The following is a 26,278-nucleotide window of genomic DNA, read 5'->3' on the forward strand; positions in this document are numbered from 1 at the left end:
CGGGGACGGGAGCCGGGTGAGCGAGGACGACATCCTGCTGGGCCTCGGACTGACCGTGGCCCTGGCCGTCGGATGCCAGATCCTCGCGAGCCGGCTGCGGATCCCGGCCCTGATCCTGCTGCTGCCCGTCGGCTTCGCCGCCGGGGCCCTGACCGACGACATCCACCCCGACCTGCTCCTGGGCCCGGCGTTCTCCCCGCTCGTCTCCCTGTCCGTGGCGATCATCCTGTACGACGCCGGGCTGAGCCTCGACCTGCGCCATCTCAAGGGCGCGACCCGCTCCGTCGTCGTCCGGCTGATGGTGCTCGGGGTGGTGCTCACCTGGGGGACCGTCCTGGGCACGGCGCCGGCCCTGTTCGGGGTGCCGGTGGCCGTGGCCAGCATGATCGGGGTCATCCTCGTGGTGTCCGGGCCGACCGTCGTCGGGCCCCTGCTGGAGCACGTCCGGCCGTCGGACGGGGTGCGCCGCGTCCTGATGTGGGAAGGCTCGCTGATCGACCCCGTCGGCGGCATCCTCGGCGCGGTCGTCTTCCACTCCATCGTCTCCGGCGGACTGCGCAGCGGGCACTTCCGCTTCGGCGAGTTCTTCGCCGGAATCACCCTCGGCCTCGTGGGCGGGGCGGTCGGCGCCGCACTGCTCTGGTTCACCCTCCGGCGGCTGCGACTGGGCGAGACGCTGGGCACGCTGGCCCAGCTCGCCACGGTCGTCGCGGTGGCCGCGGGCTGCGACATGGCCTACGACGACACCGGGCTCATCGCCGCGATCGTCACCGGGCTGACCGTCGCGAACCTGCCCGGCCTCGACATGCCCGCCCGCCGGCCGTTCTTCGAGACCCTCGTGCAGCTCATCATCGGCCTGCTGTTCATCTCCATCTCGGCCACCGTGACGCCGAGGTCCGTCGTCCCGGTGCTGCTGCCCACGCTCGCGCTCATCGCCCTGCTCGTGCTCGTGGTCAGGCCGCTGGTGGCCCTGCTGTCCACGGTCCGGACGGAACTCCGCGCGGGCGAACGCGCCTTCACCGGCTGGATGGCCCCGCGCGGCATCGTGGCCGCGTCCACCGCCACCACCTTCTCCGCCTCGCTCACCGCCGCGGGACTGCGCGGCGCGGGGAAGATCCTCCCCGTCACCTTCCTGGTGATCGTGGGAACCGTCCTGGTCTACGCGCTCACCGCGAAGCCCGTCGCCCGCAGGCTCGGTGTCAGCCGGACCGCCCGCGCGCGACCGCTGCTGGTGGGCGGCGATCCGTGGGTCGTCGATCTCGCCCGGACGCTGCGCGCCGCCGGTGCCGACGTGCTGATGTGGGCGGGCGGCACGCGGGAGCGCGAGCGGATCGAGGCGGCGGGGATCGAACTGGTCACCGGGGAGCTGATGGCCACGGCCACCGATCCGCGGGCCCGGCTGGAGGGCGTCACCTCGGTCTTCCTGCTCACGGCCGACGACGACTTCAACGCGCTCGCCTCGGTCGTCATGGAGGACAGCGTCGAGGGCCCGGTCTACCGGGTCGGTCCGCCGCCCGGCAGCGAGGGCGTGGTCGCTCCCTACACGGCGGGTCACACCCTGTTCGGCGGGCGGCTGGTCCGGCACGCCGTCGCGGACCGCCACGAGCGGGGCGCCCACTTCCACGTCCAGCCGGCGTCCGCGCCCCGCCCGCCCGGGTACGACACCCTGTTCGTCGTACGGCCGGGCGGGGAGCTGGAACCCGTCACCGGAGCCGTACCGCTCGCCGGCGCCGCACCGGACGACACCCTCGTGCTCCTCGGCCCCGCGCCACCGCCGGGCTGATCCCGCGCCCGGCTACCGGGACGTCAGGGCGTCGTTCAGGGTCAGCGCCGCGTCGATGAGGGCGAGATGGGTGAACGCCTGCGGGAAGTTGCCGAGTTGACGGCCCGTCGGGTCGATCTCCTCCGAGTACAGGCCCAGATGGTTGGCGTAGCCCATCATCTTCTCGAACACCAGCCGGGCCCGGTTGGTGCGTCCGGCCCGCGCCAGCGCGTCGACGTACATGAAGGTGCACAGCGAGAACGTGCCCTCCGAACCGCGCAGGCCGTCCGGCGAGGCCTCGGGGTTGTAGCGGTAGACCAGGCTGTCGCTGACCAGTTCCTGCTCCATCGCGTCGAGCGCCGACGTCCACAGCGGATCCTCGGGGGTGATGAACCCGACCGTCGACATGCGCAGCAGCGAGGAGTCCAGCACGTCGCTGCCGTAATGCTGCACGAAGGCCCGGCGTTTCCCGCTCCATCCCCGGCTCATGACCTGCTCGTAGATCGCGTCGCGTTCGCTGCGCCAGCGTGCGGTCGGACCCGGCCGGCCGTGCGACTCGGCGAGCCGCAGGGCGCGGTCGAACGCCACCCAGGACATGACACGGCCGTAGGTGAAGTTCTGGCGGCCGCCGCGGGTCTCCCACAGGCCCTCTCCCGCCTGGTCCCAGTGGTCGACCAGCCACTCCAGGTTGGTCAGCAGCGAGAGCCAGCCCTGGTGCCCCAGCCTGATCCCGTGCCGGTGCGCGAAGTGGATGCTGTCCAGGGCCTCGCCGTAGATGTCGAGCTGGAGCTGGGTCGCGGCGCCGTTGCCGATCCGCACCGGGGCGGAACGGGCGTAGCCCTCCCAGTGCTCGAGCAACTCCTCCTTCAGGTCGGAGGACCCGTCGACCCGGTACATGATGTTGAGCGGGCCCGAGTCCCCCTCGCTGCCGGCCCGTTCGCGTACCCGGTCGCCCAGCCAGTTGATGAACGCCCTCGCCTCCTCGGTGAACCCCAGCCCCAGCAGGGCGTACACGGAGAAGGAGGCGTCCCGGATCCAGGTGAACCGGTAGTCCCAGTTGCGTTCGCCGCCCAGTTGCTCGGGGAGCGCCGCCGTCGGGGCGGCCACCAGGGCACCGCTCGGTGCGTACGTCATGAGCTTCAGCGTGATCGCCGACCGCTCCACCGTCTCCCGCCAGCGCCCCGAGTACCGCGACTGGCCCAGCCAGGAGCGCCAGAACCTGATGGTCTCCTCGAACAGCTCCTGGTACTGCGCGAGCCGGATCTGCCGCGGCGGCCCGTCGGCGGCCGACTCCAGCATCAGACCGCGCTGCTGGCCCGCCTCCAGGGACAGTGTGAAGTGCAGGTCGTTCCCACGGTCCGTCAGGACGTCCACCAGCCGCTCGTCCTCCGGTTCCCGGATGGGATGCACGGTGAGCACCGCGCCGTCCTCCGCCGCGAACAGGGCGCCGTGCTCGGTGATGTGCAGCCGGTGGGCCGTCCGGCCGTAGTCGAACCGCGGAGCGATCTCGACGTCGAACGTCATGGCACCGCGCACACAGCGCACCAGGCGGACCAGCCGGTGGCAGTCCGTGGCCGCCCTCCCGGTCACCGGCATGAAGTCCACCACCTCGCCCGCGCCGGCCTCGGTCATGAACCGGGTCACCAGGACCGCCGTGTCGGGCAGGTAGAGCTGCTTGGTCGCGTACATCGCGTGCGCCGGCCGCACCGTGCAGTGGCCGCCCTTGTGCTTGTCGAGCAGGGCGCCGAAGACGCTGGGCGAGTCGAACCGGGGGAGGCAGAGCCAGTCGACCGTGCCGTCCGTGGTCACCAGGGCCGCCGTCTGCAGGTCGCCGAGCAGGCCGTGATTCTCGATCAGGGGATAGTCGTCCATCGGGGCACCCCTTCCGGCAAAGCGATTCACCCGAACGGCCCCCCTCGATCAGCCTAGGACGGGCCACCCGCACCCGCGCTCCGGTCGGCGGCGGCCCGGCGGGCCGCGCGGCGCCACACCCGGCGCTGCAGGCGCAGGGTGAGGACGCCGACGATCACCAGGACGACCACGTTGACCAGCAACTGCAGCAGCGAGCCCCGGGCCTGGCCCCAGTCGGCGAAGGCCAGCGAGACGGCGATGTCCGAGGCCGCGGGGATCGTGGTCACGGAGATGAACACACCGAGCAGGGCGCTGCCGCGTGCCTCGGTGAGCGAGACGATGCCGACGACGCCCGCGAGCACGGCCACGGCGACGGAGAAGAAGTCCGGTGTGTCGATGAGGTGGGAGACGGGCCGCAGCCCGAGCTCGAAGGCGGCCGACTGCAGGCCGAACGCCCGCGCCAGCGCGGCGAACCCCAGCGTGACGACGACGGCCAGCAGAAACCCGGCCGTCAGGGCCCGCGTTCCGTCCCGGACCCGGTGGCGGTTACGGCGGTCGAGCCCGAGGGCGATGCTGGTGATCGCGTTGTACTCGGGGCCGACCACCATGGCCGCCACGATCAGGATCTGCGAGTTCGTCATGATGCCGACCGAGCCGATGATCCCGGCGATGACCAGGAACAGGTAGAAGGACGGGGGATAGGTCCCGCCCGCCCGGATGTGGGCCTCCACCGACGCCCACAGCGGCGCCTGGACGAGTGCGCCCGGCTGCTCGGCCTCCAGCCGGTCGGCGTGGTGCGAGAACATCATGTCGACGTCGTCGACGGCGATCGACCCCGCGCGGTCCACGCCCAGCCGGCGCAGGTCCGCCAGCACGCCGTTGGCGGCGCCCTTCACCACGTCGCACTCGACCGCGTCACCGTCCGGAACCCGCGCAGCCCTCACCACCACGAGGTTGAGGACGCGGTCGTGCGCGGCGAGCAGGCCGACGACCGGCTCGGTGAGCGACGGCGGCATCACCATGCGGAAGTGGATCAGGTCCATCCGAACCCTCCTGGGAGGCGTCCGCTAGCGGTCGGCACCGCACACCGAACGCAGCGCGGCCCGCACGACCTGGGCCGCGCCGCCGGAGGCGTCGATGGTGACGCCCGGCTCGTCGGCGTGCAGCGGATCGAGGGTGGCGTACTGGCTGTCGAGCAGTGCCGGCGGCATGAAGTGCCCCTTGCGGCGCGCGATGCGCTGCGCGGCCACCTCGCGGTCGAGCGCCAGGTACACGAACCACAGGTCCGCTCCGGTACGCCGGAACTGGTCGCGGTAGGCGCGCTTGAGCGCGGAACAGGAGGCGACACCGCCGTGCCCGCTCGAGGCGGTCACGCGGATCCACTCCGTGAGCGCCGCCAGCCAGGGCCGCCGGTCGGCGTCGTCGAGGGGGTGCCCCGACGCCATCTTGGCCCGGTTCGCGGCGGGGTGGAGGTCGTCGCCCTCCAGGAACGGCACGCCGAGCCGTCGCGCGAGCCGCGCTCCGACGGTGGACTTGCCGGACGCGGACACGCCCATCACGACCACCACCCGCGAACCGCCGTCCGGTCCGGCCAACGGGGCCTCCTCCGGGGCGTGGTGCGGAACTGCCCGTACCTCACCACTATCGCCCGGCACCGGTCGAAGTGCCGCGTGCGCGCCCCCGAGCGGCCCCACGTCCGGCACCGCCGCACTCGCCGGGCGGGCCCGCCCGCTCTGGCGGATAGTGGTGGTGGGGCGGGACCACATTCCAGCCGGCTCTCCGTACACGCTCTCCGTACACACTGGAGGACCGATGCGTGTTTCACGTCCGCTGGCCGCGCTCGCCTGCGTCGCGTTGTCCGGAGTGGGGCTGGCAGCCTGCCAGGATCAGGCGGCCGGCACGATCACGGCGCACAACGGCGTCAGACCGGTGCAGTCCTTCACGAACCCGTCGATCGAGGGGTGCCACCGTTTCAGGGCGGACGTCACCCGTGTCGACAACTTCACGCAGAACAGCATCCTGCTGTACAAGACGCCCGACTGCACCACGCCGAAGGGCAAGGAGAGCATCTACCTGAACATGCAGGGCTCGGACGTGGTGGTCAGGTCCACCGGGCCGTGGCGCAGCTTCTCCTTCGCCCCCGAGTGACCCCGGCCGGCGCCCGGGCGTACCCGGCACACCGCGTTCATCGGTCCCGCATCCCCTCGTCGTCCCGCAGCCTGCGCCAGATGTGGGTGCGGTGCAGCACGTACAGCGCTCCGCCCAGCACCGCCACCTGCAGGGCCACGGCGAGCAGCCAGAACACGGCCCGGCTCTCCATCTCGTCCGTGAGGTAGCTGAAGTTCATCCCGAAGTAGCCGGTCAGGAACGTCAGCGGCAGGAAGATCGTGGACACGATGGCGAGCCGGTTGATCACCCCGTTCTGCTCGCCCGACACCAGCGAGGAGTAGCTGGCGAAGGCGCGCCGGGTGGCCTCCTGCAGGGACTCGATGTCGGTGAGCACCAGCCGGCCGGTGTGCTGGAACTCCCGGGCGAGATGCCGGCGCTCCTCGGGGAAGTCGCGGCTGAGCATCCTGCGCATGATCACCTCGTCCGTCGTCTGGAGGTAGGGCAGCAGGAAGTGGTGCAGGAGCGCGGCGCGCCGCCGCAGCCGTGCCAGCCGGTAGACCTGGTCCGGGCGCCGCCGGTCGAACATCTCGTCCTCGAGGTCCTCCACCACCAGCAGGTCCGCCACCGCGGCCCGGCGGAACGTGTCCAGGGCCTCCTCGAGCAGCAGGAACAGCACGGCCACGGTGTCGGGCGGGTTCTCCTCGCCGAGCCGCGCGAGAAGGGTCTCCACCGTCCGGGCCGGTCCCCGGTGCAGGGTGACCAGGTGCCGTTCGGTGGCCATGACATGGACGTGGACGACCCGGCCGCCCTGGACGACGGGTACGACGAGGCCGGCCCGGTCGCCGAGGAACTGGGCCCGCACCGGCTCGTCCGCCCTGCCGAACCAGGGCGGGCACTCGGACTCCAGGCCGAGCCCGCCGACGACCCCGGCGCCCTCGGCCGCCGGCTCGTCCGTGAGCTGGACGTCGACCAGCAGGAAGGCGGAGGCGGCCAGGAGCTCACGTGCCTCCGCCAGGCCCGTACGCGTGGTGGCCCCTCCGGGCATCGACACCACCGATACGATCATCTGTCCTCACCGTGATCCCAGTTCCGTGGGTCCCACGGTGCGCACACTCAGCCGCCGCCGGTCGCGGACACACGCGGGCGCGGCGGCGGGTACCCCGGACGGGTGAGCCGGTGAGGTCCTCCGTCCGGCCGGTGCCGGCCAGTGGCTGCCGGCGAGTTCCCCGCTGAGCGTCTCGTGGATCCGGGAACCGGGCTCGTTCAGACCGACGATCTCGACGGTCTTGCCGCGCTGGGCGCGGCCGCCCCGCCGGACGGGCGCTAGCCGGCCTGAGGCCGGGCCAGGCCGTGGTCGTAGGCGAAGATCACCGCCTGGATGCGGTCCCGGGCGCCGATCTTGGACAGGACACGGCCGACGTGCGTCTTCACCGTGGACTCCGACAGCACGAAACGCGCCGCGATCTCACTGTTGGTCCAGCCCTGGCCGATGGCGACGAGGATCTCGCGCTCGCGGTCGGTGAGGGCACCGAGGCGCGGATCCCCGTCGGAGCCGTCGCCGCCGGGTGGCACGAGACGGGCGAACTCGTGCAGCAGGCGGCGGGTCAGCGCGGGCGCGATCACCGCGTCGCCGGCGGCCACGGCACGGATGCCCGCGAGGAGTTCCTCGGGACGGGCGTCCTTGAGCAGGAAGCCGCTGGCCCCGGCGCGCAGGGCCGCGTGGACGTACTCGTCGAGATCGAAGGTGGTCAGGACGAGGACCCGGGACCGGCCGCCCGTGGCGACGATACGGCGCGTGGCCTCGATGCCGTCCATGCCCGGCATGCGTACGTCCATCAGGACCACGTCCGGGCGCAGTTCGGCGGCCTTGCGCACGGCCTCGGTCCCGTGCGCGGCCTCGCCGACCACCTCCGTCCCGGGCACGGAGTCCAGCAGCATCCGGAAGCCGTACCGCTGGAGCGGCTGGTCGTCCACGACGAGCACGGTGGTCACCCGGCGGCACCACCCTGGGGAGCGAGGTCGAGGGCGGCGCGCACCGCCCAGCCCGTGCCCAGCGGACCCGCGCTGACGTGTCCGCCGTAGAGAGCCGCCCGTTCCCGCATGCCCACCAGTCCGTGTCCCTCCTCGTTCGCCGCGCCGGGACGGCCGGCCGCGGCGGGCGGGCCGGAGTCCTGGACGGCGATCGTCAGCCGCGCGTCCTCCACGGCGATCGCCAGATGCGCGCGGGCACCGGCCCCGGCGTGCTTCAGGGTGTTCGTCAGGGCCTCCTGCACGATGCGGTAGACCGTGAGCTGCACCCCGCTGTCCAGGGCGTCGACGTCACCGGCCGTACGGTAGACGACCTCCAGGCCCGCGGCGCGTACCCCCTGGCACAGCGCGTCGATGTCCGCGAGACCCGGCTGCGGGCTCAGCTCGGGCCCGGCCCGCGGGCCGTCCCCCTCGCGCAGCACGCCGAGCACCCGGCGCAGTTCGCTCAGGGCCTGGCGGCCGGTGTCACCGATGAGGCGCAGGGCCTCCTCCCCCCGCTCCGGGGCGGCGGCGGTGGCGTAGGCACCCGCGTCGGCGAGTGTGATGATGACGGACAGGTTGTGGCCGACGATGTCGTGCATCTCTCGGGCCACCCGCGCCCGTTCGGCCGCGACGGCCAGCCTGCCGCGCTGGTCGCGTTCGGTCTCCAGCCGGGTCGCGCGGTCCCGCAGCCCGGCCAGCTGGGCCCGCCGGATGCGGATCATCAGGCCCAGCGCGAGGGCCGCGGTGGCCGTGCTGAGCAGGAAGAAGAGCGCGTCCGAGACCGGCACCGCCGCCGAGACCCGCGCCGCGACCAGGCCCAGCGCACCCGCCAGGACCGCACACGCCCAGGGCAGCTGCCGCAGCCGCCCGTGCAGGGCCAGGCTGTACAGGGCGACGAACAGCGCGACGTCCGCACGGAGCGCGGCGCCGAGCGACCACTGGAGGACGAACACGGCCGTGACGGCGCCGAAGGCGACGGCGGGTGCCCGGCGTCGCCACAGCAGCGGCAGCACGAGCCCGGCCTGCAGAGCGGCCATGCCCGCCACGGGCAGCCGGGTGAAAGCAAGGCGGAACCGGCGCGGTCCGTCGCCGTCCCCGCCGATCGCGTGCAGCAGGTCCGGCAGGCAGAACAGCGAGAGCACCAGGCACACCACGGCGGCGTCCAGCACCCACGGACGGGCCCGGTCGGCGTGCCGGAGCCGCTGGCCGGCCCGGCCGAGCCGGGCGACCAGCGGCCCCATCCCGCTGAGGTCCTCGGCGGTCACGGAGGTCATCGGCCCATGATGCGGCCGGCCGCCGCTCACACGTCGCTGCGCAACAGCCGGTACGCCGCTCCGGCCAGCGCCAGGACCGTCCAGCCGAGGAAGACCAGCAGTCCGGCGCCCGGCGACAGGGTGGTCGAGTCGTGGGTCAGGGCGAACAGCGACTGGCCGGCGTGGCTCGGCAGACAGGGGTTGATGTCGCCCTGCCACGAGCTGGGCAGCAGGGAGACCAGTCCGGGGACGAGCAGGAAGGCGGCCACGAGCACCGAGATGCCGCCCGCCACCGACCGCAGCAGCGCGCCCAGGGCGGTGCCGATCACGCCGACCAGGCCGAGGTAGAGCCCGGCGCCCAGCAGACTGCGTACGACACCGGCGTGGCCGAGGCTCACGGCGGCCGGCGTGCCGGAGACGATCCGGCCGTCGACGAGGAAGGCGGCGAACGCGCCCACGGTCGCGACCACCAGTGCGACCAGTCCGTACACCGCCGCCTTGGACCACAGCACGGGCAGCCTGCGCGGCACCGCGGCCATGGTCGAGCGGATCATCCCGGTGGAGTACTCGCCCGCCGTGACCAGCACGCCGAGCACGCCGAGGGCCAACTGGGCGAAGTTCGTGCCGAACAGCGACAGGCTGACGGCCGTCGCGTCGGCGAAGTCGCGTTCCGCGGGCCGGCCCGAGCCGAGCCCCGACCTGTAGTGGCTCGCGGCGATGACGCCGAAGGCGACGAGGAACAGCAGGCCCAGGCCGAGGGTGATCCAGGTGGAGCGCAGGGACCAGAGCTTGGCCCACTCGGAGGACAGCACGCGCCGGCCGGTCACCCGGTAGGCGGGCCGGCCCTGGGCGGCCGGTGCCGTCCCCCGGGACCCGGGTGTCCCGGGGGTCTCGGGTGTCCCGGGTGTCGCCGTGAGGGTGCTCATGCCGGGCTCCCGGACGTCTCGGTGCCGGTCGTGGCGCCGTGGTACTCCACGGCGTCCCGGGTCAGTTCCATGAACGCCTCCTCCAGCGACACCGCCTTCGAGGTCAGTTCGAACAGGGGGATCCCGTGCTCGGCCGCCTTCAGCCCGATCTCGCGCGCGGACACCCCGGTCACCTGAAGTTCCTCGGAGCCGATGCGGCCGGTGATCTCCACGCCGGGGCCGGCCAGCACGTCCCGCAGCCGGGTGGGGTCGCCCGTCGCGACCTGCACGCTGTCGCCGCCCGCCGCGCGGACCAGGTCCCGCACGGTCGTGTCGGCCAGCAGCCGGCCGCGGCCGACGATGATCAGGTGGTCCGCCACCAGCGACACCTCGCTCATCAGGTGCGAGGAGACGAAGACGGTGCGCCCCTCGGCCGCGAGGGAGGTGAGCAGGTTCCGGATCCAGCGCACACCCTCGGGGTCCAGCCCGTTGACGGGCTCGTCCAGCATCACCGTCTGCGGGTCGCCCAGCAGCGCGGCGGCGATGCCCAGCCGCTGTCCCATGCCGAGGGAGAAGGCGCCGGCCCGCTTCTTCGCGACGCTGCCGAGACCGGCCAGTTCGACGACCTCGTCGACCCGGCGGCGCGGAATGCCATGGGTGAGCGCGAGGGCCCTGAGATGGCCGCGGGCCGAGCGCCCCGGATGGACCGACTTCGCCTCCAGCAGCGCCCCGACCTCCTGCAGCGGTGCCCGGTGGCGGGCGTAGCGCCGTCCGTTCACCGTGACGGACCCGCTCGTCGGCGCGTCGAGCCCGACGACCATGCGCATCGTCGTGGACTTGCCCGCGCCGTTGGGCCCCAGGAAGCCGGTGACCGTCCCCGGTCGCACGGTGAAGCCCAGCCCGTCGACGGCCGTCTTCTCCCCGTACCTCTTGGTGAGCTGCTCTGCGTCGATCATTCGCGTTCTCCCTCGTTCGGAGGCCGGGGCGTCAGGCCGGCCCGACGCCTCCTCCGCAACGCTAGGACCGACATGTCCGGATTCCGTGGTACCGGGGACCGAAGCCCGTGCGACGGGTGGTACCGCGGTACTACGACCCGGCGGTGTGGCGCGTGGAGCGACGGGGGGGGAGGCGCGGTGCGCGGTCAGGATGCGTTCAGGCGTCCGGTGGCACGGTCGGTGGCCATGACCCACGAAACGTCCGAGACATCCGCGCTCTCCCGGCCCGGCGGGCCCGCCGCTCCCGGGCGGCACCGGCCGCGCCGGAACAAGGTGCCCGAGGTCACCGCCTACTTCTGGATCATCAAGGTGCTGTGCACGACGGTCGGGGAGACCGCGGCCGATCTGCTGAACGAGAAGGCCGGCCTGGGCCTGACCGGTGTGTCGGTGCTGATGAGCGCACTGCTCGCCGTGGTCCTGGTGGCGCAGTTGCGCACGGCGGCGTACCGGGCCGGCGTGTACTGGCTCGCCGTGGCCCTGATCAGCGTCGTCGGCACCCTGATCAGCGACAACCTCACCGACAACATGGGCGTGCCGCTGGAGACGAGCACGGCCGTGTTCGCCGTCGTCCTCGCCGTCGTGTTCGTCGTCTGGTACCGGCGTGAGGGGACGCTGTCCATCCACAGCGTCGACACCACCGGCCGCGAGTCCTTCTACTGGCTCGCGGTGCTGTTCACGTTCGCCCTGGGGACCGCGGCCGGCGACCTGGTCTCCGAACGCATGGATCTCGGCTACTGGCTGTCCGCCGCCCTGTTCGCCGCGGCCATCGCCGCCGTCGCCGTCGCCCGCTTCGCGCTGGGGCTGGACGCGGTGTGGAGCTTCTGGATCGCCTACATACTCACCCGCCCCCTCGGCGCCTCGGTCGGCGACTACCTCGCCCAGCCCGCCGGGGACGGCGGCCTCGGTCTGGGCACGGTGATCACCAGCGTGCTGTTCCTGGCGGTGATCCTCGGCCTGGTCGTGTATCTGGGCGTGACGCGCAAGGACGTCACCGAGCCGGGTCACGCCACCCGGCACGTGGCCTGAGCTGCCGCGCGGCAGGCGTTCAGGATGCGTTCAGGTCCTCCGTGCCACGGTCGGGGACGACGGCCGCCGCCGGCGGCCGGCTCGATCTCACAGGGCGCTCGTCCCGTTTCCCGGGGCGAGCGCCCTGTCGTTTCGACCGGACAGGAGAGCTGAATTGGAGCAACCGGAGGTCCTCACCGACCTCGGCGCGGCGAGCGCGCCGAACACGACCAGGTCGGTGATGAAGAAGCTGCCCGAGGTCACCCTGGCGTTCTGGATCATGAAGATCGCCGCGACGACCCTGGGCGAGACGGCGGGCGACCTCTTCGCACAGACCCTGAAGCTGGGCTACTTCCTCACGACGATCGCGCTGTTCCTGGTCTTCGTGGTGACGCTGGTGGTCCAGCTCAAGTCCAGCCGCTACAACCCGTTCTTCTACTGGGCCGTGATCCTGTCGACCAGCATGGCCGGCACCACGATGTCCGACTTCATGAACCGCGACGCCAGCGCCAAGTACCTCTCGGCCGGCGCGACCGAACTCGGCCGGGGCCCCCAGGGTCTCGGTCTGGGCTACCCCGCCGGGGCCGCCATCCTGATCTCGATCCTGCTGGCGATCTTCGCCGTCTGGAAGCTGAGCGGGATGACGTTCCGGATCCGCGACATCGTCACCTTCCGGGGCGAGGCCCTGTTCTGGTCGGCGATCCTCGTGTCGAACACCCTCGGCACCTCCATGGGCGACTTCCTCTCGGACAGCTCCGGCCTCGGCTACGCCGGTGGCGCACTGCTCGTGACCGGGCTGCTCGGCGTGCTCCTGGCGCTGATGAAGGTGCCCGCGGTGCCGAACGTCCTGCTGTTCTGGATCGCCTTCGTCCTCACCCGCCCGCTGGGCGCCACCGCGGGCGACTTCCTCACCAAGCCGGTCGCCAAGGGCGGCCTCGACCTGGGCACGGCGGGCTCCTCCGCCGTTCTCCTCGCCATGCTGTTCGCGCTGATGGCGTACGCCCATACGCGTGAACGCCGCTCCGCCGCCCGGTCGGCGGGAGAAGAGCGGGAGCCGGTCACCCGGCGGGCAGGCTGACCGTGAACCTGGCCCCGGGCCGGTGCCCGGGGTCGTGGGACACCTCACCGCCGACGGCGCGGGCCAGGCGCCGCGCGAGCGGCAGCCCCAGGCCCGCGCCGTCGTGCCCGTCGCCGGGGTCGGCGCGCCGGCCGGGCTGGAACAGCTCGTCCCCGAACGTCTCCGGCACACCGGGACCGTCGTCGACGACGTCGATCCGCACGCCACCGGGGACGCCCCACGCGGACACGGTCACCCGCGAGCGGGCGTAGCGGGCGGCGTTGCTGAGCAGCGGGCTGAGGATGCGTTCGAGCAGGGCGGGGGCGACTCCCGCCTCCAGCACCGGCGTACGCGTCTCCAGCGCCGGTCTCACCCGGCCCGGTGTGCCGAGGCGCCGGAGCAGGCCGTCCAGTACGGGCACGACGTCGGTCGTTCCGGGGGCCGTCGCGGGGGTCAGCGCGTTCTCGCGGGCGTCGTCCAGGAGCGTGTCGCAGATCGTGCGCATGGACCGGGCGGCCTCGGCGATCGTCTCCTGGGCGGCGCTGGTCTCTGCCTCCGTGCGGGGGCGCGCCCGCCACCAGTCGAGTTCCATGACGATGCGGGTGAGCGGTGTGCGCAGTTCGTGGGACAGCTCTCCGGTGAGCTGCCGTTCGTGGCGCAGGACGGTACGTATGCGGTCCAGGAGCGCGTCCAGGGAGGCACCCAGGCGGGCGAGTTCGGCCGGGTGGTCCGCCGTGCCGAAGCGTTCGTCCGAGCCCACCGCGCTCCACTGCGCGGCCTGGTCGGTCATCGTCCGCACCGGGCGCAGGGCCCGGCCGACGGACAGGCGGGTGAGCACGTACGTGCAGCCCAGCATCACCACGTCCAGCAGGAGCGACCCCACCAGCAGGGTGTCGGCCGAACTGCGGTACGGGGTCAGGTCCAGGGCGGTGACGACGGTGGCGCCGGCGCGACGGCCGGGGACGGACCGGGAGCACAGCCGGACGGGCCGGCGGCCGTGGTCCCGGACGGTCGCGCAACCGTCCCCGCCCCGGGCGGCCAGCCGGCCGGCGGCCCGGGCCGGCGGGCTGCCCGCGGTGGCGGACGGCGGCTTCTCCAGCAGACGGGTGCCGGCGTAGATCCACACGTTCGTGTCGAGAAGGCGGTCGTTGACGGTTTCCAGGACGCGTACCCGGCGTCCGCTGGTGTCGACGGTGGTGGCGACGGCCGCCGCCCGGTTGCGCAGTTCGTCGTCCGCCTGGTGCCGCAGGTGCCGGTCCATCACGGCGTTGAACAGCACGGTCAGGATCGTCATCAGCAGGGCGGCGGTGGTCAGCGCCACCAGTGAGAGGCGGCCGCGGAGAGTGCGCGAGGCGAGGCGCCGCAGGACACGCGAGGCACGGTTCATGACAGGCGGTGCCCGATGCCGCGTGCCGTGCCGATCGTCCGGCCGCTGCCGGCCTCCCGCAGTTTGCGGCGCAGCCGGCTCACGTACTGGTCCAGGGTGTTGTCGCTGACCTGCGCGCCCTCGGGCCAGCCGGTCCGCACCAGGTCACGGCGGCGTACGAGGGCGCCGTCCGCCGCGACGAGCGTGGCCAGCAGCCGGAACTCGGTGGGGGACAGGGCGATACGGGTACCGCGCACGATCACCAGGTGATTCACCGCGTCGAGGACCAGGTCACCGGCCGGGGCCGGCTCCCGCGCGGGGACCCTTTTGAGAACCGCTCTCAGCCGGGCGGCGAGTTCGGCGAGGTGGAAGGGCTTGGGCAGGTAGTCGTCGCCTCCCGCGGAGAAACCCGCCAGGCGATCGGTGAGCCGGTGACGGGCGGTCAGGAAGATCACGGGCGCGAGGCAGCCGTTGGCCCGCATCGCCTGGCACACGTCCCGTCCGTCCGCGTCCGGCAGGCCGACGTCCAGGACGGCCGCCGCGATACCGGTGGTGGCCAGCCGAAGGGCGGTCGCGCCGTCGGCGGCCGGGACCGGGTCGAAGTCCTCCTCGTACAGGCCGCGGCGCAGGACGTCACGCAGGGCGTGATCGTCCTCGACCACCAGGATCCTGGGGCGCATGGTCCTCCGTGGGCCTCGCGGCCGGGTCGGTCGGGCGGGTGAGGAAGGAGGCGGGCAGCAGGTGGGCGGCCGCGCACAGGCACGCCCCCAGCCAGCCGGCGGCGAACAGCCAGCCGCCCATGACGTCGGTGAGCCAGTGCACGCCGAGAAAGCAGCGGGTCAGTCCCACGAGCAGGCCCCAGCAGCCGACGGCGATCCGCAGTGCCGTGCCCCCGCGCGGGGCCCGCAGGGTCAGCGCGACGATCAGTATTCCGGCGGTGAGAGCGGCCGTGGTGCTGTGCCCGGACGGGAACGCCCAGCCGCTCGCGTGCGTCGCCCAGTCCCCGTACGGCGGGCGGGGCCGGTGGACCAGCTCCATCACGCCGTACCGCAGAGTCTGCCCCAGTCCGAGGCAGCCCAGGCAGAGGGCGGCCGCGAGCAGCCGCTGCCGCGCGGTGCGTCCCGCCACGGCGCCGGCCACGGCCGCGAGGACGTAGGGAACGACACCCGTACCGGTGCTGGTCACGCCCCGTGCCACCGCCACGGCCACCTCGGGGCGGTGGCCCACCGCCCAGGTGAGGAAGCCGTCGTCCAGCCACAGCGGTGAACCGCCCCGGCCGACGACGACCATGGTCAGCACGGCGAACGCCACCCACGCGCCGAGGCCGGCGCTGCCGGCCAGTTCGGCGGTGTCCTCGCGGTTCACGAGACCGACAGCAGGGGACGGAGCGGAGCCGCCGAGGCCATCAGCCGGGCCAGCGCCTCGGACCGGCGCCGGACCAGGGGCATCGCGGCGAGCGCGACGAGCCCGCCGACCACCAGCCCGGTCACGACGTCGTGCGGATAGTGCACGCCGATCCAGACCCGGGAGACCGCCATGGCGACCGCCGCCCCGCAGGCGACGGCGCCCGGCCGCCGGGAGACGAACAGCAGCGCCATCGCGGCGGCCGCCGCGATCGCCGCGTGATTGCTGGGGAAGGACCAGTCACCGTGCGGCGGACACGCCTCCAGGGTTCTCACCGGCAGGCTCCGGCACGGCCGGTCCTCGTGCACGGCCGACTTCAGCGCGGCGTTGACGCCGTACGCCAGGACCACGACCACCGGAACGGCCAGCGCGGTGACCGCCGCGGCCGCCCCGGACCGCCGGGCCCGCCACCAGGCGAGGAGCATGAGCAGGGCGAACACCGCGAGCCCGTAGTCCGACCACACCGTCACCGCGGTGTCCAGCCAGCCCGGCGAGTGCCGCGCGAGATCCGTCACGTCCCGGTAGGCGGAGCCGTCGATCGACGCCCCGCCGAATGCCAGGATCATCCGCGGACCTCCTTCTCCCCGGCACGCCCGCGGCCGCGGTACAGCTCGGCGGCGAGCGGGATCAGCGACACCACGACGATCAGCGCGACCAGCGGGAGCAGATAGCGGTCAACGTTCGGGATCGAGGAGCCCAGCGCGTAGCCCGCCAGGGTCAGGCCGAGGCTCCACACCAGGCCGCCGGCCACCTGCCACACGGCGAACGTCCGGGCGGGCACCTCCAGCGCGCCCGCCAGCGGGTTGAGCACGGTCCGCACCACCGGCACGAATCTCGCCAGGAAGATGGCCTTGGCGTGCCCGTAGCGCCCGAGCAGCTCCTCCGCCCGCTCCGCGCCCTCACGCAGCCGCGCCGAGCGGCTGCGCGCCAGCAGGGCACCTCCCGCCCGGCGCCCGATCAGGTAGCCGCACTGGGCGCCTGCCAGCGCGCCGAACGCCGCGGCGGCCAGCAGCGGCCCCAGCGACAGGTGTACGCCGTGCCGCCCGGAGCCGGTGCACAGCAGGCCGGCCGTGAACAGCAGGGAGTCGCCCGGCAGGAAGAAGCCGATCAGCAGGCCGGTCTCGGCGAACATCACCACGCCGACCCCCAGTACGCCGAAAGCGGCCAGCAGCGACTGCGCGTCGAGCGGATTCACCGCGAGCTGCGACGACAGAACCACGGGTGTGGTCATCGGCATGAGTCCTCTCCGGGCGCACGGCACCCCAGCCGTCTACAATTCCGTAGACTGTCTACGGTACTGTAGACGACCGTGCGGCGCGGATCGTTCCCCCGGGCCAGGAACGACGAAGGCGGGGTCGGAAGACCCCGCCAAGGAGAGAACCAGGAACAGTGAGACGCCGGCTCAGGGCCAGACCAGGCAGTACGGCTGGTGCCCCGCCTCGTGCAACCGGTGCGAGAAGTCCTGCCATTCGTGCAGCAGCTGGTACACGTTGAACGCGTCCCGGGGGCCGCCGCGGTCCGGGACCGTCGACCAGATGAACGCCGCCGCGCCCACCGCCTCCTCGCCGATGCCGCGGAGCGGGTCGACGACCGTCATGGGGAGCTTGACGACGGCGTAGTCGGGGTGCAGGACGACCAGCTCCAGCGGCGGCACCTTGTGCAGGGGGACGCCCTCGATGCCGGTCAGCACCATGGCGGCCATCGTCTCCGGCTTGATCTTGGTGAACATGCCGTTCATGCCCAGCTCGTCGCCGCCGAGTTCCTCGGGACGCATCGAGATGGGGACGCGGGCCGCCGTCGCGCCGTCCGGCGCGCCGAAGTATTTGTACGTCACCCCCACCCGACCACCATTTCTGCTTCCCGCCCGCGACCGGTCGATCCGCCGGTCGTTCCGCTCGGACTCACCCGGAACATCCTGTGTCTGACGTGCGTCGGCCTGACGTGCCTCGGTCGTCTCCTCCACCTCGCGCCGGTGCCTTCCCCGCCGGGCGCGCCGAGGACCCAGGTCGTCAGTCCCCTCGCCCAGTCCGCCACCGCGATGCATATCTCCACCCGACTGCTTTTCTAGGACGCGTGGCCCCCGCCGCGCAACCCGATCATCGTGTCAGTGACCTCCCCCACGGCCGCCCGCCGAAACGTGCGGTGAAACACCAGTCCGCGGGATCAACCCGGTCACTGATCACTACGTGCCGTATGAGCTGTGTGTATCAGCTCTCAGTCTCGCAGATGGCGCGGCCGTGACCCGGAGGTCGGCCGCTCGATGCCCGGGTCGCGGCCTACCCTGAGGTGGTCACCACCCGAACCGGAGTCCGAGAGGCCGGAGAAGCCGCACGTCATGAGTGCCATGAGCGAACTGCCCTATCCCTACGAAGCGCCCGCGTCGCAGGCGCTCTTCGACCGTGCGTCGGCCGTCACGCCGGGCGGCGTGAACTCCCCGGTGCGCGCCTTCCGCGCCGTGGGCGGCACGCCCCGGTTCATGGTCTCCGGCAAGGGGCCGTACCTGACCGACGCCGACGGGCGGGAGTACGTCGACCTGGTGTGCTCCTGGGGGCCGATGATCCTCGGCCACTCGCACCCCGAGGTGATCGCCGCCGTGCAGGAGGCCGTCGCCCGCGGCACGTCGTTCGGCACCCCGGGCGAGGGCGAGGTCGCCCTCGCCGAGGAGATCGTCGCGCGGGTGGAGCCCGTGGAGGAGGTGCGGCTGGTCAGCAGCGGCACCGAGGCGACCATGTCGGCGATCCGGCTCGCCCGGGGCTTCACCCAGCGCGCCAAGGTCATCAAGTTCGCCGGCTGCTACCACGGCCACGTGGACTCCCTGCTGGCCGCCGCCGGGTCCGGTGTCGCCACCTTCGCGCTGCCCGACACGCCCGGTGTCACCGGCGCCCAGGCCGGCGACACGATCGTGCTGCCGTACAACGACCTGGAGGCCGTGCAGGAGGCCTTCCACCGCCACCCGGGCGAGATCGCCTGTGTCATCACCGAGGCCTCGCCGGGCAACATGGGCGTCGTCCCGCCGGCCCCCGGCTTCAACCAGGGACTCAAGGACGCCTGCCGGAAGAACGGCGCCCTCTACATCTCCGACGAGGTGATGACGGGCTTCCGGACCAGCCGCGCCGGGTGGTACGGCGTCGACGGGGTCAAGCCCGACCTGATGACCTTCGGAAAGGTCATGGGCGGCGGCTTCCCCGCCGCCGCGTTCGGCGGCCGGGCCGACGTCATGGCCCACCTCGCGCCCGCCGGGCCCGTCTACCAGGCCGGCACCCTCTCCGGTAACCCCGTCGCCACCGCCGCCGGGCTCGCCCAGCTCCGGCTGCTCGACGACGCGGCGTACGAGACGGTCGACGCGGTCTCCACGCAGATCCAGAACCTCGTCACCGAGGCGCTGAGCAAGGAGGGCGTCGCGCACCGGCTGCAGACCGCCTCCAACATGTTCTCCGTGTTCTTCACCGACCGGCAGGTGCGGGACTACGAGGACGCCAAGCGGCAGGAATCGTTCCGCTTCACCGCCTTCTTCCACTCGCTGCTGTCGAACGGCGTCTACCTGCCGCCGTCGTCCTTCGAGTCCTGGTTCGTGTCCACGGCCCACGACGAGCGGGCCATCCAGAAGATCGCCGACGCCCTCCCGGCGGCGGCCCGAGCGGCCGCGGAGGCCACGGCAGCATGAGCAGCAACGGCAGCGAGAAGGACATCACCGTCGTCCACGTCATGCGGCACGGCGAGGTCGAGAACCCGGACGGCATCCTCTACGGGCGGCTGCCCGGCTACCACCTGTCCGAGCTGGGCCGGAAGATGGCCGACCGGGTCGCCGAGCACCTCTCCACCCGGGACGTCACCCACGTCTGCGCCTCCCCGCTGGAGCGCGCGCAGGAGACCGCCACCCCGATCGCCAAGGCGCACGGTCTCGACCTGGCCACCGACGCACGACTCATCGAGGCCGGCAACGTCTTCCAGGGCAAGACCTTCGGGGTCGGGGACGGCGCGCTGCGCAAGCCCGACAACTGGAAGCACCTCTTCAACCCGTTCCGGCCGTCCTGGGGCGAGCCGTACATCGACCAGGTCGTGCGCATGATGGGCGCGCTGTACGCGGCCAGGGACCGGGCGCGCGGGCACGAGGCGGTGCTGGTCAGCCACCAGCTCCCGATCTGGACGCTGCGGTCGTACGTCGAGAGGCGGCGGCTGTGGCACGACCCGCGCAAGCGGCAGTGCACGCTCGCCTCACTGACGACCTTCACCTTCCAGGGCGACGGGATCGTCTCCGTCGGCTACTCCGAGCCCGCCATCGACCTGGTCCCGGTCCATCTCCGGGCCGGCGCCAAGCCCCAGAAGGGCAAGGGAACGGCTCAGGGCAAGGCCTTCGGAGCCTGATCCACCCTTTTGCCTGGCCTGTTACGTAAAGCATAAAGAAGTATCGGAACCTCCCCGATCGTCACGCCCTCTGAGTGGGTGACCACCAGCAGGCGCGATGAATCGGGGATATCCATGCGCACCTTCTCCCGGACCGACCGGATGCTCTCCCGCAGGGGAGCGCTGGGCCTCGGCGCGGGGGCGGCCGCCGCCGCCTCGCTCGCCGGCTGCGGGACCCTCAAGTCCTCGGACGAGAGCGGGCGCCCGTCCGGTTCCGGCCACGCGGACGGCGGTAAGGGCGGGGCGGGCAAGGACGGGGGCACGGCGCGTCCGGCCCGGCCCATCGGGGACGGCTCCACCTCGTTCACCGGCCGGCAGCCGCACCAGCCCGCGAAGCCCGAGCCGCTGGAGCCGGGCCAGACCCCTCCGCAGTTCGTGATCTTCTCCTGGGACGGCGCCGGCGAGGTCGGCAACGGCCTCTTCCCACGCTTCCTCGACCTGGCCGAGGAGCACGGCGCGAGCATGACCTTCTTCCTCTCGGGGCTGTATCTGCTGCCCGAGTCGAAGAAGCGGCTGTACGAGCCCCCGAACAACCCGCGCGGCGCCTCCGACATCGGCTACCTCAGCGACCCCCACGTCAGGTCGACCCTGGCCAACGTGCGCCGGGCCTGGCTGGAGGGGCACGAGATCGGCACCCACTTCAACGGGCACTTCTGCGCCGGTTCCGGCTCGGTCGGCAACTGGACCCCGCAGCAGTGGCGCAGCGAGATACGGCAGGCCAAGGCCTTCGTGAAGGAGTGGCGGACCAACACCGGCTGGACCGACCTGCCGTCGCTGCCGTTCGACTACGACAAGGAACTGGTCGGCGGCCGCACCCCCTGTCTGCTCGGCCAGAACAACCTGCTGCCCACCGCCCGCGAGCTGGGCTGGCGCTACGACGCCTCCTCGCCGGGCGGCCGCCAGGTGTGGCCGCTGAAGCGGATGGGGATCTGGGACCTGCCGCTCCAGCAGATACCTTTCCCCGGACGTTCCTTCGAGGTCCTGTCCATGGACTACAACATGCTGGCCAACCAGTCCGTCAACTCGACCAACGCGCCCGCCTACCACCACCCGGCCTGGCGGACCCAGTCCGCCCAGGCCTACATCCAGGGATTCCAGCGGGCCTACGAGACGAACCGGGCGCCCTTCTTCATCGGCAACCACTTCGAGCAGTGGAACGGCGGCATCTACATGGACGCCGTCGAGCAGGCCTTCAAGCACATGGCGCGCGAGAAGGAGAAGGGCGGGGACGTGCGGCTGGTCTCGTTCCGGCAGTTCGTGGACTGGATGGACGCGCAGAAGCCCGAGGTGCTCGCCCGGCTGCGCACCCTGGAGGTGGGGCAGCGGCCGGCCGGGGGCTGGAAGGAGTTCCTGCGGGACGCCAAGTCGGCCGCGGGGAACGCCGCGTGAGCACCACGTGAGGATCTGCCCGGAATGTCCCGTGTAAATAGCTCCTGAAATGCGGTTTTCCGCCCGCCAGGGGGGTGCGCGAGATCGTCGGAACAGGCATGCGAAACTTTTCACATGAGTACCCGTAGCCGCGCCGTCCTGCTCAGCGCCATGGCCGCCGTCACGGCCCTGACCCTGTCCGCGTGCGGCAACGGCGGCACCTCCGGCGGAGGCGGCAACACCAACTTCGTCACCGGCAACAACGGCATCGACACCGCCGCCAAGGGCGAGCGCGCCGCCGCGCCCGACCTGTCCGGCAGGACCATCGACGGCAAGAGCCTCGACATCGCCGACTACAAGGGCAAGGTCGTGGTCGTCAACGTCTGGGGCTCCTGGTGCGGGCCGTGCCGGGAGGAGGCCCAGTACTTCGCCAAGGTCTCCAAGGCGTACGAGGGCAAGGGCGTGCAGTTCGTCGGCATCAACACCCGGGACACCAGCACCACCCCCGCGCTCGCCTTCGAGGAGGAGCACGGGATCGGCTACCCGAGCCTGTACGACCCGACGGGCAAGCTGATGCTCCGCTTCAAGAAGGGCACGCTCAACCCGCAGCTGATCCCCTCCACGCTCGTCATCGACAAGGACGGCAGGGTCGCCGCGCGAGCGCTGGAGGCGCTCGACGACACGGCGCTGCTGAAGATGCTCAAGCCCGTCCTCGCGGAGAAGTGACGTGAGCGCGACTCTCCTGCTGGCGGCCGCCGGAACGGGCCCGAACGACACCGTGCTGAACGGCGCCCTGCTGGTCGCCCTGCCGATCGCCCTGCTCGGCGGCCTCGTGTCCTTCTTCTCGCCCTGCGTGCTGCCGCTCGTCCCCGGCTACCTCTCCTACGTCACCGGGATCGCCGGCACCGACCTCGCCGAGGCCAGACGGGGCCGCATGGTCGCCGGTGCCTCGCTGTTCGTCCTCGGCTTCAGCGCCGTGTTCATCTCCAGCGGGGCGCTGTTCGGCTACTTCGGCTGGACCCTCCAGGACAACAAGGGCACCCTGTCCCGCGTGCTCGGCGTGCTCATGATCCTGCTGGGCGTCTTCTTCATGGGGCTGATGCCCTGGTTCACCCAGCGCGAGTTCCGCTTCCACCGGCGGCCGACCGCGGGCCTGGTCGGCGCGCCCCTGCTGGGCGCCCTGTTCGGTGTCGGCTGGACGCCCTGCATCGGGCCGACCCTCGCCGCGGTGAACTTCCTCTCCTGGCACGAGTCGAGCGCCGGACGCGGGGCGGTGCTGATGATCGCCTACTGCCTGGGCCTCGGTGTTCCCTTCGTCCTCACCGCGGTCGCCTTCCGCAAGGCGCTCGGTGCCTTCGGCTGGGTCAAGCGCCACTATGTCTGGGTGATGCGCGCCGGCGGCACGATGATGATCGTGACCGGTGTGCTGCTGCTGACCGGGGCCTGGGACCACCTGGTGAACGAGATGCAGAGCTGGTCCGACGGCTTCACTGTGGGGATCTGATCGATGAGCGCAACCGAAACCGACAAGGGCCGCGAGCAGGACGAGCTGGGAGCCGCCGGCTCCCGGCTGTCCACCGCCCCGCAGGAAGAGGCCGTGAGCCTGCCGGGCCTCGGCGTCATCGGCTGGGCCCGCTGGTTCTGGCGGCAGCTCACCTCCATGCGGGTGGCGCTGCTGCTGCTCCTGCTGCTCTCGCTCGGCGCGATCCCCGGTTCGCTGATCCCGCAGACCGGCGCCGACGCCACCAAGGTCGACGACTTCCGCGCGGCCCACACCACACTCGCGCCGGTCTACGACAGGCTCGGCCTCTTCCACGTCTACAGCTCGGTGTGGTTCTCCGCGATCTACATCCTGCTGTTCGTCTCCCTCATCGGCTGCATCGTCCCGCGCACCTGGCAGTTCGTCGGCCAGCTCCGCGGCCGTCCGCCGGGCGCGCCCAGGCGTCTGGACCGGCTGCCCGCCTACACCACCTGGCGCACCGAGGCCGAGCCCGAGCAGGTCCGCGAGGCCGCGCTCGCGCTCATGCGCGGCCGCCGCTTCCGGGCCCACGCCGCCGGTGACGCCGTCGCCGCCGAGAAGGGCTATACGCGCGAGGTGGGCAACCTGGTCTTCCACATCGCGCTGATCGTGCTGCTGGTCGCCTTCGCCTCCGGCCAGATGTACAAGTCGGACGGCACCAAGCTGATGGTCGAGGGCGACGGCTTCTCCAACGCCCTGCCGATGTACGACGACTTCAAGTCCGGCAGCATGTTCACCACCGACGACCTGTCGCCGTTCAGCTTCGACCTGAAGGACTTCACGGGCACCTACGAGCTGACCGGCCCCAACCGCGGCACCCCGCGCACCTACCAGGCGAAGGTCACCTACAGCGAGGGCGCGGACGGCAAGGACCGGACGACCGACATCAAGGTCAACGAGCCGCTGAAGATCGGCGACGCCAAGGTCTACCTCGTCAGCCACGGCTACGCGCCCGTCATCACCGTCCGCGACGGCAAGGGCAAGGTCGTCTACCAGGACGCCGTGCCGCTGCTGCCGCTCGACGGCAACGTCACCTCACAGGGCGTGATCAAGGTGATGGACGGTTACCGCGACGCCAAGGGGGGCAAGGACCAGCTCGGCGTCCGGGCCTTCTTCCTGCCGACCTACGGCGGCGGCTCTTCGGTGCTCTCCCAGTTCCCGGCGCTGCTGAACCCCGTGCTGAACCTGGAGCCGTACCACGGCGACCTCGGCGTCGACTCGGGCATCCCGCAGAGCGTGTACCAGCTCGACAAGACCCACATGAAGGGCTTCAAGGACACCAAGGGGCAGCAGCTCAGGGGGAACCTCAAGCCGGGGCAGACCCTGAAGCTCCCGGACGGCGCCGGCTCGATCACGCTCGAGAAGGACATCAAGGAATGGGCCGGCTTCGAGATCGTCCAGGAGCCGGGCGGGGGCTGGGCGCTCGTCGGCGCGCTCGGCGCGATCTTCGGCCTGGCCGCCTCCCTGTTCATCCAGCGCCGCCGCGTCTGGGTGCGCGCGGTGCGCGGCGCCGACGGTGTCACCGTGGTCGAGATGGCCGGGCTCGGCCGCAGCGAATCGGCCAAGGTGCCCGAGGAGCTGGGTGACCTCGCCGCGACCCTCTACGACCAGGCGCCGGGGGCACCCGACCCCGACGACGACTCCACCCCATCCCCCGCTGGACCTGCCGAAGGGGCCGAGAAGTGACTCTCGCCGCCGCAACCGAGCTCGCCGCCGCGACCAACGAACACCTGGCGAGCATCAGCAACACGCTGATCTACTCGTCCATGGCCGTCTACACGCTGGCCTTCTTCGCGTACATCGCCGAGTGGCTGTTCGGCAGCCGCAGCAAGGTCGGCCGTACGGCCGCCGCGCTGACCGCCGGCGCCGAGAGCCGGGCGGGCGCGCCCGCCGTCACGGTCAAGAGCGCCGGCGGGACCGCCGTACTGGAGCGGCCGAAGGTCGTCGTGCGCTCCGCGTCCGGCGCACGGGACGTGCCGGACGGCCCCGGCGCGCACGGCGGTGACGAGCAGGGCGACATGTACGGCCGGATCGCCATCTCGCTCACCGTGCTCGCCTTCCTCGTGGAGCTCGCCGGCGTCGTCGCGCGCGCGGCCTCCGTTGAGCGGGCGCCGTGGGGCAACATGTACGAGTTCAACATCACCTTCTCCACGGTCGCCGTCGGCGTGTACCTCGCGCTGCTGGCGCTGCGGAAGAACGTGCGCTGGCTCGGCCTGTTCCTGGTCACCACGGTCCTGCTCGACCTCGGTCTGGCCGTGACCGTGCTCTACACCGCCAGCGACCAGCTCGTACCGGCACTGCACTCGTACTGGCTGTACATCCACGTCTCCACCGCGATCTTCTGCGGCGCGGTGTTCTACGTCGGCGCGGTCGCCACGATCCTCTACCTGTTCAAGGACTCCTACGAGAACAAGCTGGAGTCCGGCGGCAAGCCCGGCGGCTTCGCGCGCTCGGTGCTGGAGCGGCTGCCCGCCTCGGCCTCGCTGGACAAGTTCGCCTACCGCGTCAACGCGGCCGTCTTCCCGTTGTGGACGTTCACGATCATCGCGGGCGCGATCTGGGCGGGCGACGCCTGGGGCCGCTACTGGAACTGGGACCCCAAGGAGACCTGGTCCTTCATCACCTGGATCGCCTACGCCTGCTACCTGCACGCGCGGGCCACGGCCGGCTGGAAGGGCCGCAAGGCCGCCTACCTGGCGCTGATCGCGTTCGGCTGCTGGCTGTTCAACTATTACGGCGTCAACATCTTCGTCACCGGCAAGCACTCGTACGCGGGCGTGTGACCGCCCGGTCGGTGACACTGGTGCCATGAGCGGTTCCATCGAAGAGGGCATCAGCCAGACGCACGGGAACACGCACATACTCCACTTCCTGGTGCGGCTCCCGAGAACCATGGAAGAGGTCTGGACGGCGGTGGCCACGCCCGCGGGACTCGCGGGCTGGTTCACCGCCGTCGACGTTCTCGAGCCCAGACTCGACGGCCAGGTCGCCTTCCGGGACCTGGGCGCCGGCCGGGTCACCGCCTGGGACGTGGACCGGGTCGCCGAGTACGCCGTGGCGGACGGCCGGATGCGGTTCCATCTGGAGCGTGAACGGCAGGGCGGGTGCGTGCTGCGCTTCACCCACGAGTTCCAGGGCGAGGGCGAGTCGGAGACGGCCTGGCGCACCAGGTTCGAACGGTTGATCGAGAATCTGGGTTCCCCGTCCCCGCCGCCCGATCAGGAGGCGTCGGAGCCGCTTCCGGGGCAGTACACCTGACACCGCCGGGCG

The 26,278-nt window shown here is 71.9% G+C and carries 26 protein-coding genes; 12 read left to right on the plus strand and 14 right to left on the minus strand.

Features of this window, described 5'->3' with window-relative positions:
• Positions 1-16 precede the first annotated feature (16 nt).
• Positions 17-1,783, plus strand: coding sequence for a cation:proton antiporter (locus AB0924_RS20555; protein ID WP_358928455.1), 1,767 nt, complete (start codon positions 17-19; stop codon positions 1,781-1,783).
• 12 nt (positions 1,784-1,795) lie between these two features.
• On the opposite strand, the gene AB0924_RS20560 is transcribed toward AB0924_RS20555, so the two are convergent.
• The 3 genes from AB0924_RS20560 to AB0924_RS20570 are packed head-to-tail and all read right to left on the minus strand — an operon-like array spanning position 1,796 to position 5,169.
• Positions 1,796-3,634, minus strand: coding sequence for a glycoside hydrolase family 15 protein (locus AB0924_RS20560; RefSeq protein WP_358928452.1), 1,839 nt, complete (start codon positions 3,632-3,634; stop codon positions 1,796-1,798).
• Positions 3,635-3,687: 53 nt separating this feature from the next.
• The gene (locus AB0924_RS20565; RefSeq protein WP_358928450.1) at positions 3,688-4,656 is read right to left on the minus strand and encodes a DUF389 domain-containing protein; all 969 of its coding nucleotides are present in this window, start codon (positions 4,654-4,656) and stop codon (positions 3,688-3,690) included.
• A 24-nt stretch (positions 4,657-4,680) separates the two neighbouring features.
• Positions 4,681-5,169: a gluconokinase gene (locus AB0924_RS20570; RefSeq protein WP_358928582.1), complete on the minus strand. Its 489-nt coding sequence runs from the start codon at positions 5,167-5,169 to the stop codon at positions 4,681-4,683.
• Between the two features lie 256 nt (positions 5,170-5,425).
• Between AB0924_RS20570 and AB0924_RS20575 the strand changes: the two genes are divergently transcribed.
• Positions 5,426-5,761 (plus strand): hypothetical protein, encoded by a 336-nt coding sequence (locus AB0924_RS20575; protein ID WP_358928448.1) that lies wholly within the window; start codon positions 5,426-5,428, stop codon positions 5,759-5,761.
• A gap of 37 nt (positions 5,762-5,798) precedes the next feature.
• Here AB0924_RS20575 and AB0924_RS20580 read toward each other — a convergent pair whose 3' ends face one another.
• From AB0924_RS20580 to AB0924_RS20600, 5 genes are all read right to left on the minus strand, one after another.
• Complete coding sequence (locus AB0924_RS20580; protein ID WP_358928446.1) at positions 5,799-6,788, minus strand: CorA family divalent cation transporter; 990 nt, start codon at positions 6,786-6,788, stop codon at positions 5,799-5,801.
• A gap of 257 nt (positions 6,789-7,045) precedes the next feature.
• Positions 7,046-7,714: a response regulator transcription factor gene (locus AB0924_RS20585; protein ID WP_359557532.1), complete on the minus strand. Its 669-nt coding sequence runs from the start codon at positions 7,712-7,714 to the stop codon at positions 7,046-7,048.
• Positions 7,711-9,006: a histidine kinase gene (locus tag AB0924_RS20590; RefSeq protein ID WP_366912111.1), complete on the minus strand. Its 1,296-nt coding sequence runs from the start codon at positions 9,004-9,006 to the stop codon at positions 7,711-7,713. The genes AB0924_RS20585 and AB0924_RS20590 overlap by 4 nt, the downstream gene beginning before the upstream one ends.
• Before the next feature lie 26 nt (positions 9,007-9,032).
• On the minus strand, positions 9,033-9,911 hold the full coding sequence (locus AB0924_RS20595) for an ABC transporter permease (RefSeq protein WP_366912113.1): 879 nt from the start codon (positions 9,909-9,911) through the stop codon (positions 9,033-9,035).
• Positions 9,908-10,846: an ATP-binding cassette domain-containing protein gene (locus AB0924_RS20600; protein WP_366912114.1), complete on the minus strand. Its 939-nt coding sequence runs from the start codon at positions 10,844-10,846 to the stop codon at positions 9,908-9,910. Before AB0924_RS20600 ends, AB0924_RS20595 begins: the two co-directional genes overlap by 4 nt.
• Before the next feature lie 225 nt (positions 10,847-11,071).
• On the opposite strand from AB0924_RS20600, the gene AB0924_RS20605 reads away from it, so the two are divergent.
• Both AB0924_RS20605 and AB0924_RS20610 read left to right on the plus strand, forming a co-directional pair.
• On the plus strand, positions 11,072-11,911 hold the full coding sequence (locus tag AB0924_RS20605; protein ID WP_366912115.1) for a hypothetical protein: 840 nt from the start codon (positions 11,072-11,074) through the stop codon (positions 11,909-11,911).
• Positions 11,912-12,065: 154 nt separating this feature from the next.
• Complete coding sequence (locus AB0924_RS20610) at positions 12,066-12,968, plus strand: hypothetical protein (RefSeq protein WP_366912116.1); 903 nt, start codon at positions 12,066-12,068, stop codon at positions 12,966-12,968.
• On the opposite strand, the gene AB0924_RS20615 is transcribed toward AB0924_RS20610, so the two are convergent.
• The 6 genes from AB0924_RS20615 to AB0924_RS20640 all read right to left on the minus strand — a co-directional run bounded on the left by AB0924_RS20615 (position 12,949) and on the right by AB0924_RS20640 (position 17,761).
• Positions 12,949-14,334, minus strand: a complete 1,386-nt coding sequence (locus AB0924_RS20615; RefSeq protein WP_366912117.1) for a HAMP domain-containing sensor histidine kinase — start codon at positions 14,332-14,334, stop codon at positions 12,949-12,951. The genes AB0924_RS20610 and AB0924_RS20615 overlap by 20 nt on opposite strands.
• On the minus strand, positions 14,331-14,993 hold the full coding sequence (locus tag AB0924_RS20620; protein ID WP_366912118.1) for a response regulator transcription factor: 663 nt from the start codon (positions 14,991-14,993) through the stop codon (positions 14,331-14,333). The genes AB0924_RS20615 and AB0924_RS20620 overlap by 4 nt, the downstream gene beginning before the upstream one ends.
• Positions 14,947-15,678, minus strand: a complete 732-nt coding sequence (locus AB0924_RS20625; protein ID WP_358928428.1) for a phosphatase PAP2 family protein — start codon at positions 15,676-15,678, stop codon at positions 14,947-14,949. The genes AB0924_RS20620 and AB0924_RS20625 overlap by 47 nt, the downstream gene beginning before the upstream one ends.
• A complete protein-coding gene (locus AB0924_RS20630; RefSeq protein WP_358928426.1) occupies positions 15,675-16,283 on the minus strand; it encodes a phosphatase PAP2 family protein in 609 nt (202 codons plus the stop codon). Before AB0924_RS20630 ends, AB0924_RS20625 begins: the two co-directional genes overlap by 4 nt.
• Positions 16,280-16,948 carry a DedA family protein gene (locus AB0924_RS20635; protein WP_358928423.1) on the minus strand — a complete coding sequence of 223 codons (669 nt, stop codon included), beginning with the start codon at positions 16,946-16,948 and terminating at the stop codon, positions 16,280-16,282. The genes AB0924_RS20630 and AB0924_RS20635 overlap by 4 nt, the downstream gene beginning before the upstream one ends.
• A gap of 171 nt (positions 16,949-17,119) precedes the next feature.
• Complete coding sequence (locus AB0924_RS20640) at positions 17,120-17,761, minus strand: hypothetical protein (RefSeq protein WP_358928388.1); 642 nt, start codon at positions 17,759-17,761, stop codon at positions 17,120-17,122.
• Positions 17,762-18,061: 300 nt separating this feature from the next.
• Between AB0924_RS20640 and hemL the strand changes: the two genes are divergently transcribed.
• The 8 genes from hemL (at position 18,062) to AB0924_RS20680 (ending at position 26,266) form a co-directional block, all read left to right on the plus strand.
• Entirely contained in the window at positions 18,062-19,381 is a 1,320-nt protein-coding gene (hemL, locus tag AB0924_RS20645) for a glutamate-1-semialdehyde 2,1-aminomutase (protein ID WP_358928575.1), read from the plus strand.
• On the plus strand, positions 19,378-20,082 hold the full coding sequence (locus AB0924_RS20650; RefSeq protein WP_358928386.1) for a histidine phosphatase family protein: 705 nt from the start codon (positions 19,378-19,380) through the stop codon (positions 20,080-20,082). The genes hemL and AB0924_RS20650 overlap by 4 nt, the downstream gene beginning before the upstream one ends.
• Positions 20,083-20,196: 114 nt before the next feature.
• Positions 20,197-21,510, plus strand: coding sequence for a hypothetical protein (locus AB0924_RS20655; protein WP_358928384.1), 1,314 nt, complete (start codon positions 20,197-20,199; stop codon positions 21,508-21,510).
• 114 nt (positions 21,511-21,624) lie between these two features.
• Positions 21,625-22,215, plus strand: a complete 591-nt coding sequence (locus tag AB0924_RS20660) for a TlpA disulfide reductase family protein (RefSeq protein WP_358928382.1) — start codon at positions 21,625-21,627, stop codon at positions 22,213-22,215.
• 16 nt (positions 22,216-22,231) lie between these two features.
• Positions 22,232-22,993 carry a cytochrome c biogenesis protein CcdA gene (locus tag AB0924_RS20665; RefSeq protein ID WP_358928573.1) on the plus strand — a complete coding sequence of 254 codons (762 nt, stop codon included), beginning with the start codon at positions 22,232-22,234 and terminating at the stop codon, positions 22,991-22,993.
• A 3-nt stretch (positions 22,994-22,996) separates the two neighbouring features.
• Positions 22,997-24,694 (plus strand): cytochrome c biogenesis protein ResB, encoded by a 1,698-nt coding sequence (locus AB0924_RS20670; RefSeq protein ID WP_366912120.1) that lies wholly within the window; start codon positions 22,997-22,999, stop codon positions 24,692-24,694.
• The gene (gene ccsB / locus AB0924_RS20675; protein ID WP_358928378.1) at positions 24,691-25,791 is read left to right on the plus strand and encodes a c-type cytochrome biogenesis protein CcsB; all 1,101 of its coding nucleotides are present in this window, start codon (positions 24,691-24,693) and stop codon (positions 25,789-25,791) included. The genes AB0924_RS20670 and ccsB overlap by 4 nt, the downstream gene beginning before the upstream one ends.
• Positions 25,792-25,816: 25 nt before the next feature.
• The gene (locus AB0924_RS20680) at positions 25,817-26,266 is read left to right on the plus strand and encodes a hypothetical protein (RefSeq protein ID WP_358928376.1); all 450 of its coding nucleotides are present in this window, start codon (positions 25,817-25,819) and stop codon (positions 26,264-26,266) included.
• Positions 26,267-26,278: the final 12 nt, after the last annotated feature.

Origin of the sequence: Streptomyces sp. NPDC047869 (assembly GCF_040704065.1) — a bacterium.
Lineage (GTDB): Bacteria > Actinomycetota > Actinomycetes > Streptomycetales > Streptomycetaceae > Streptomyces.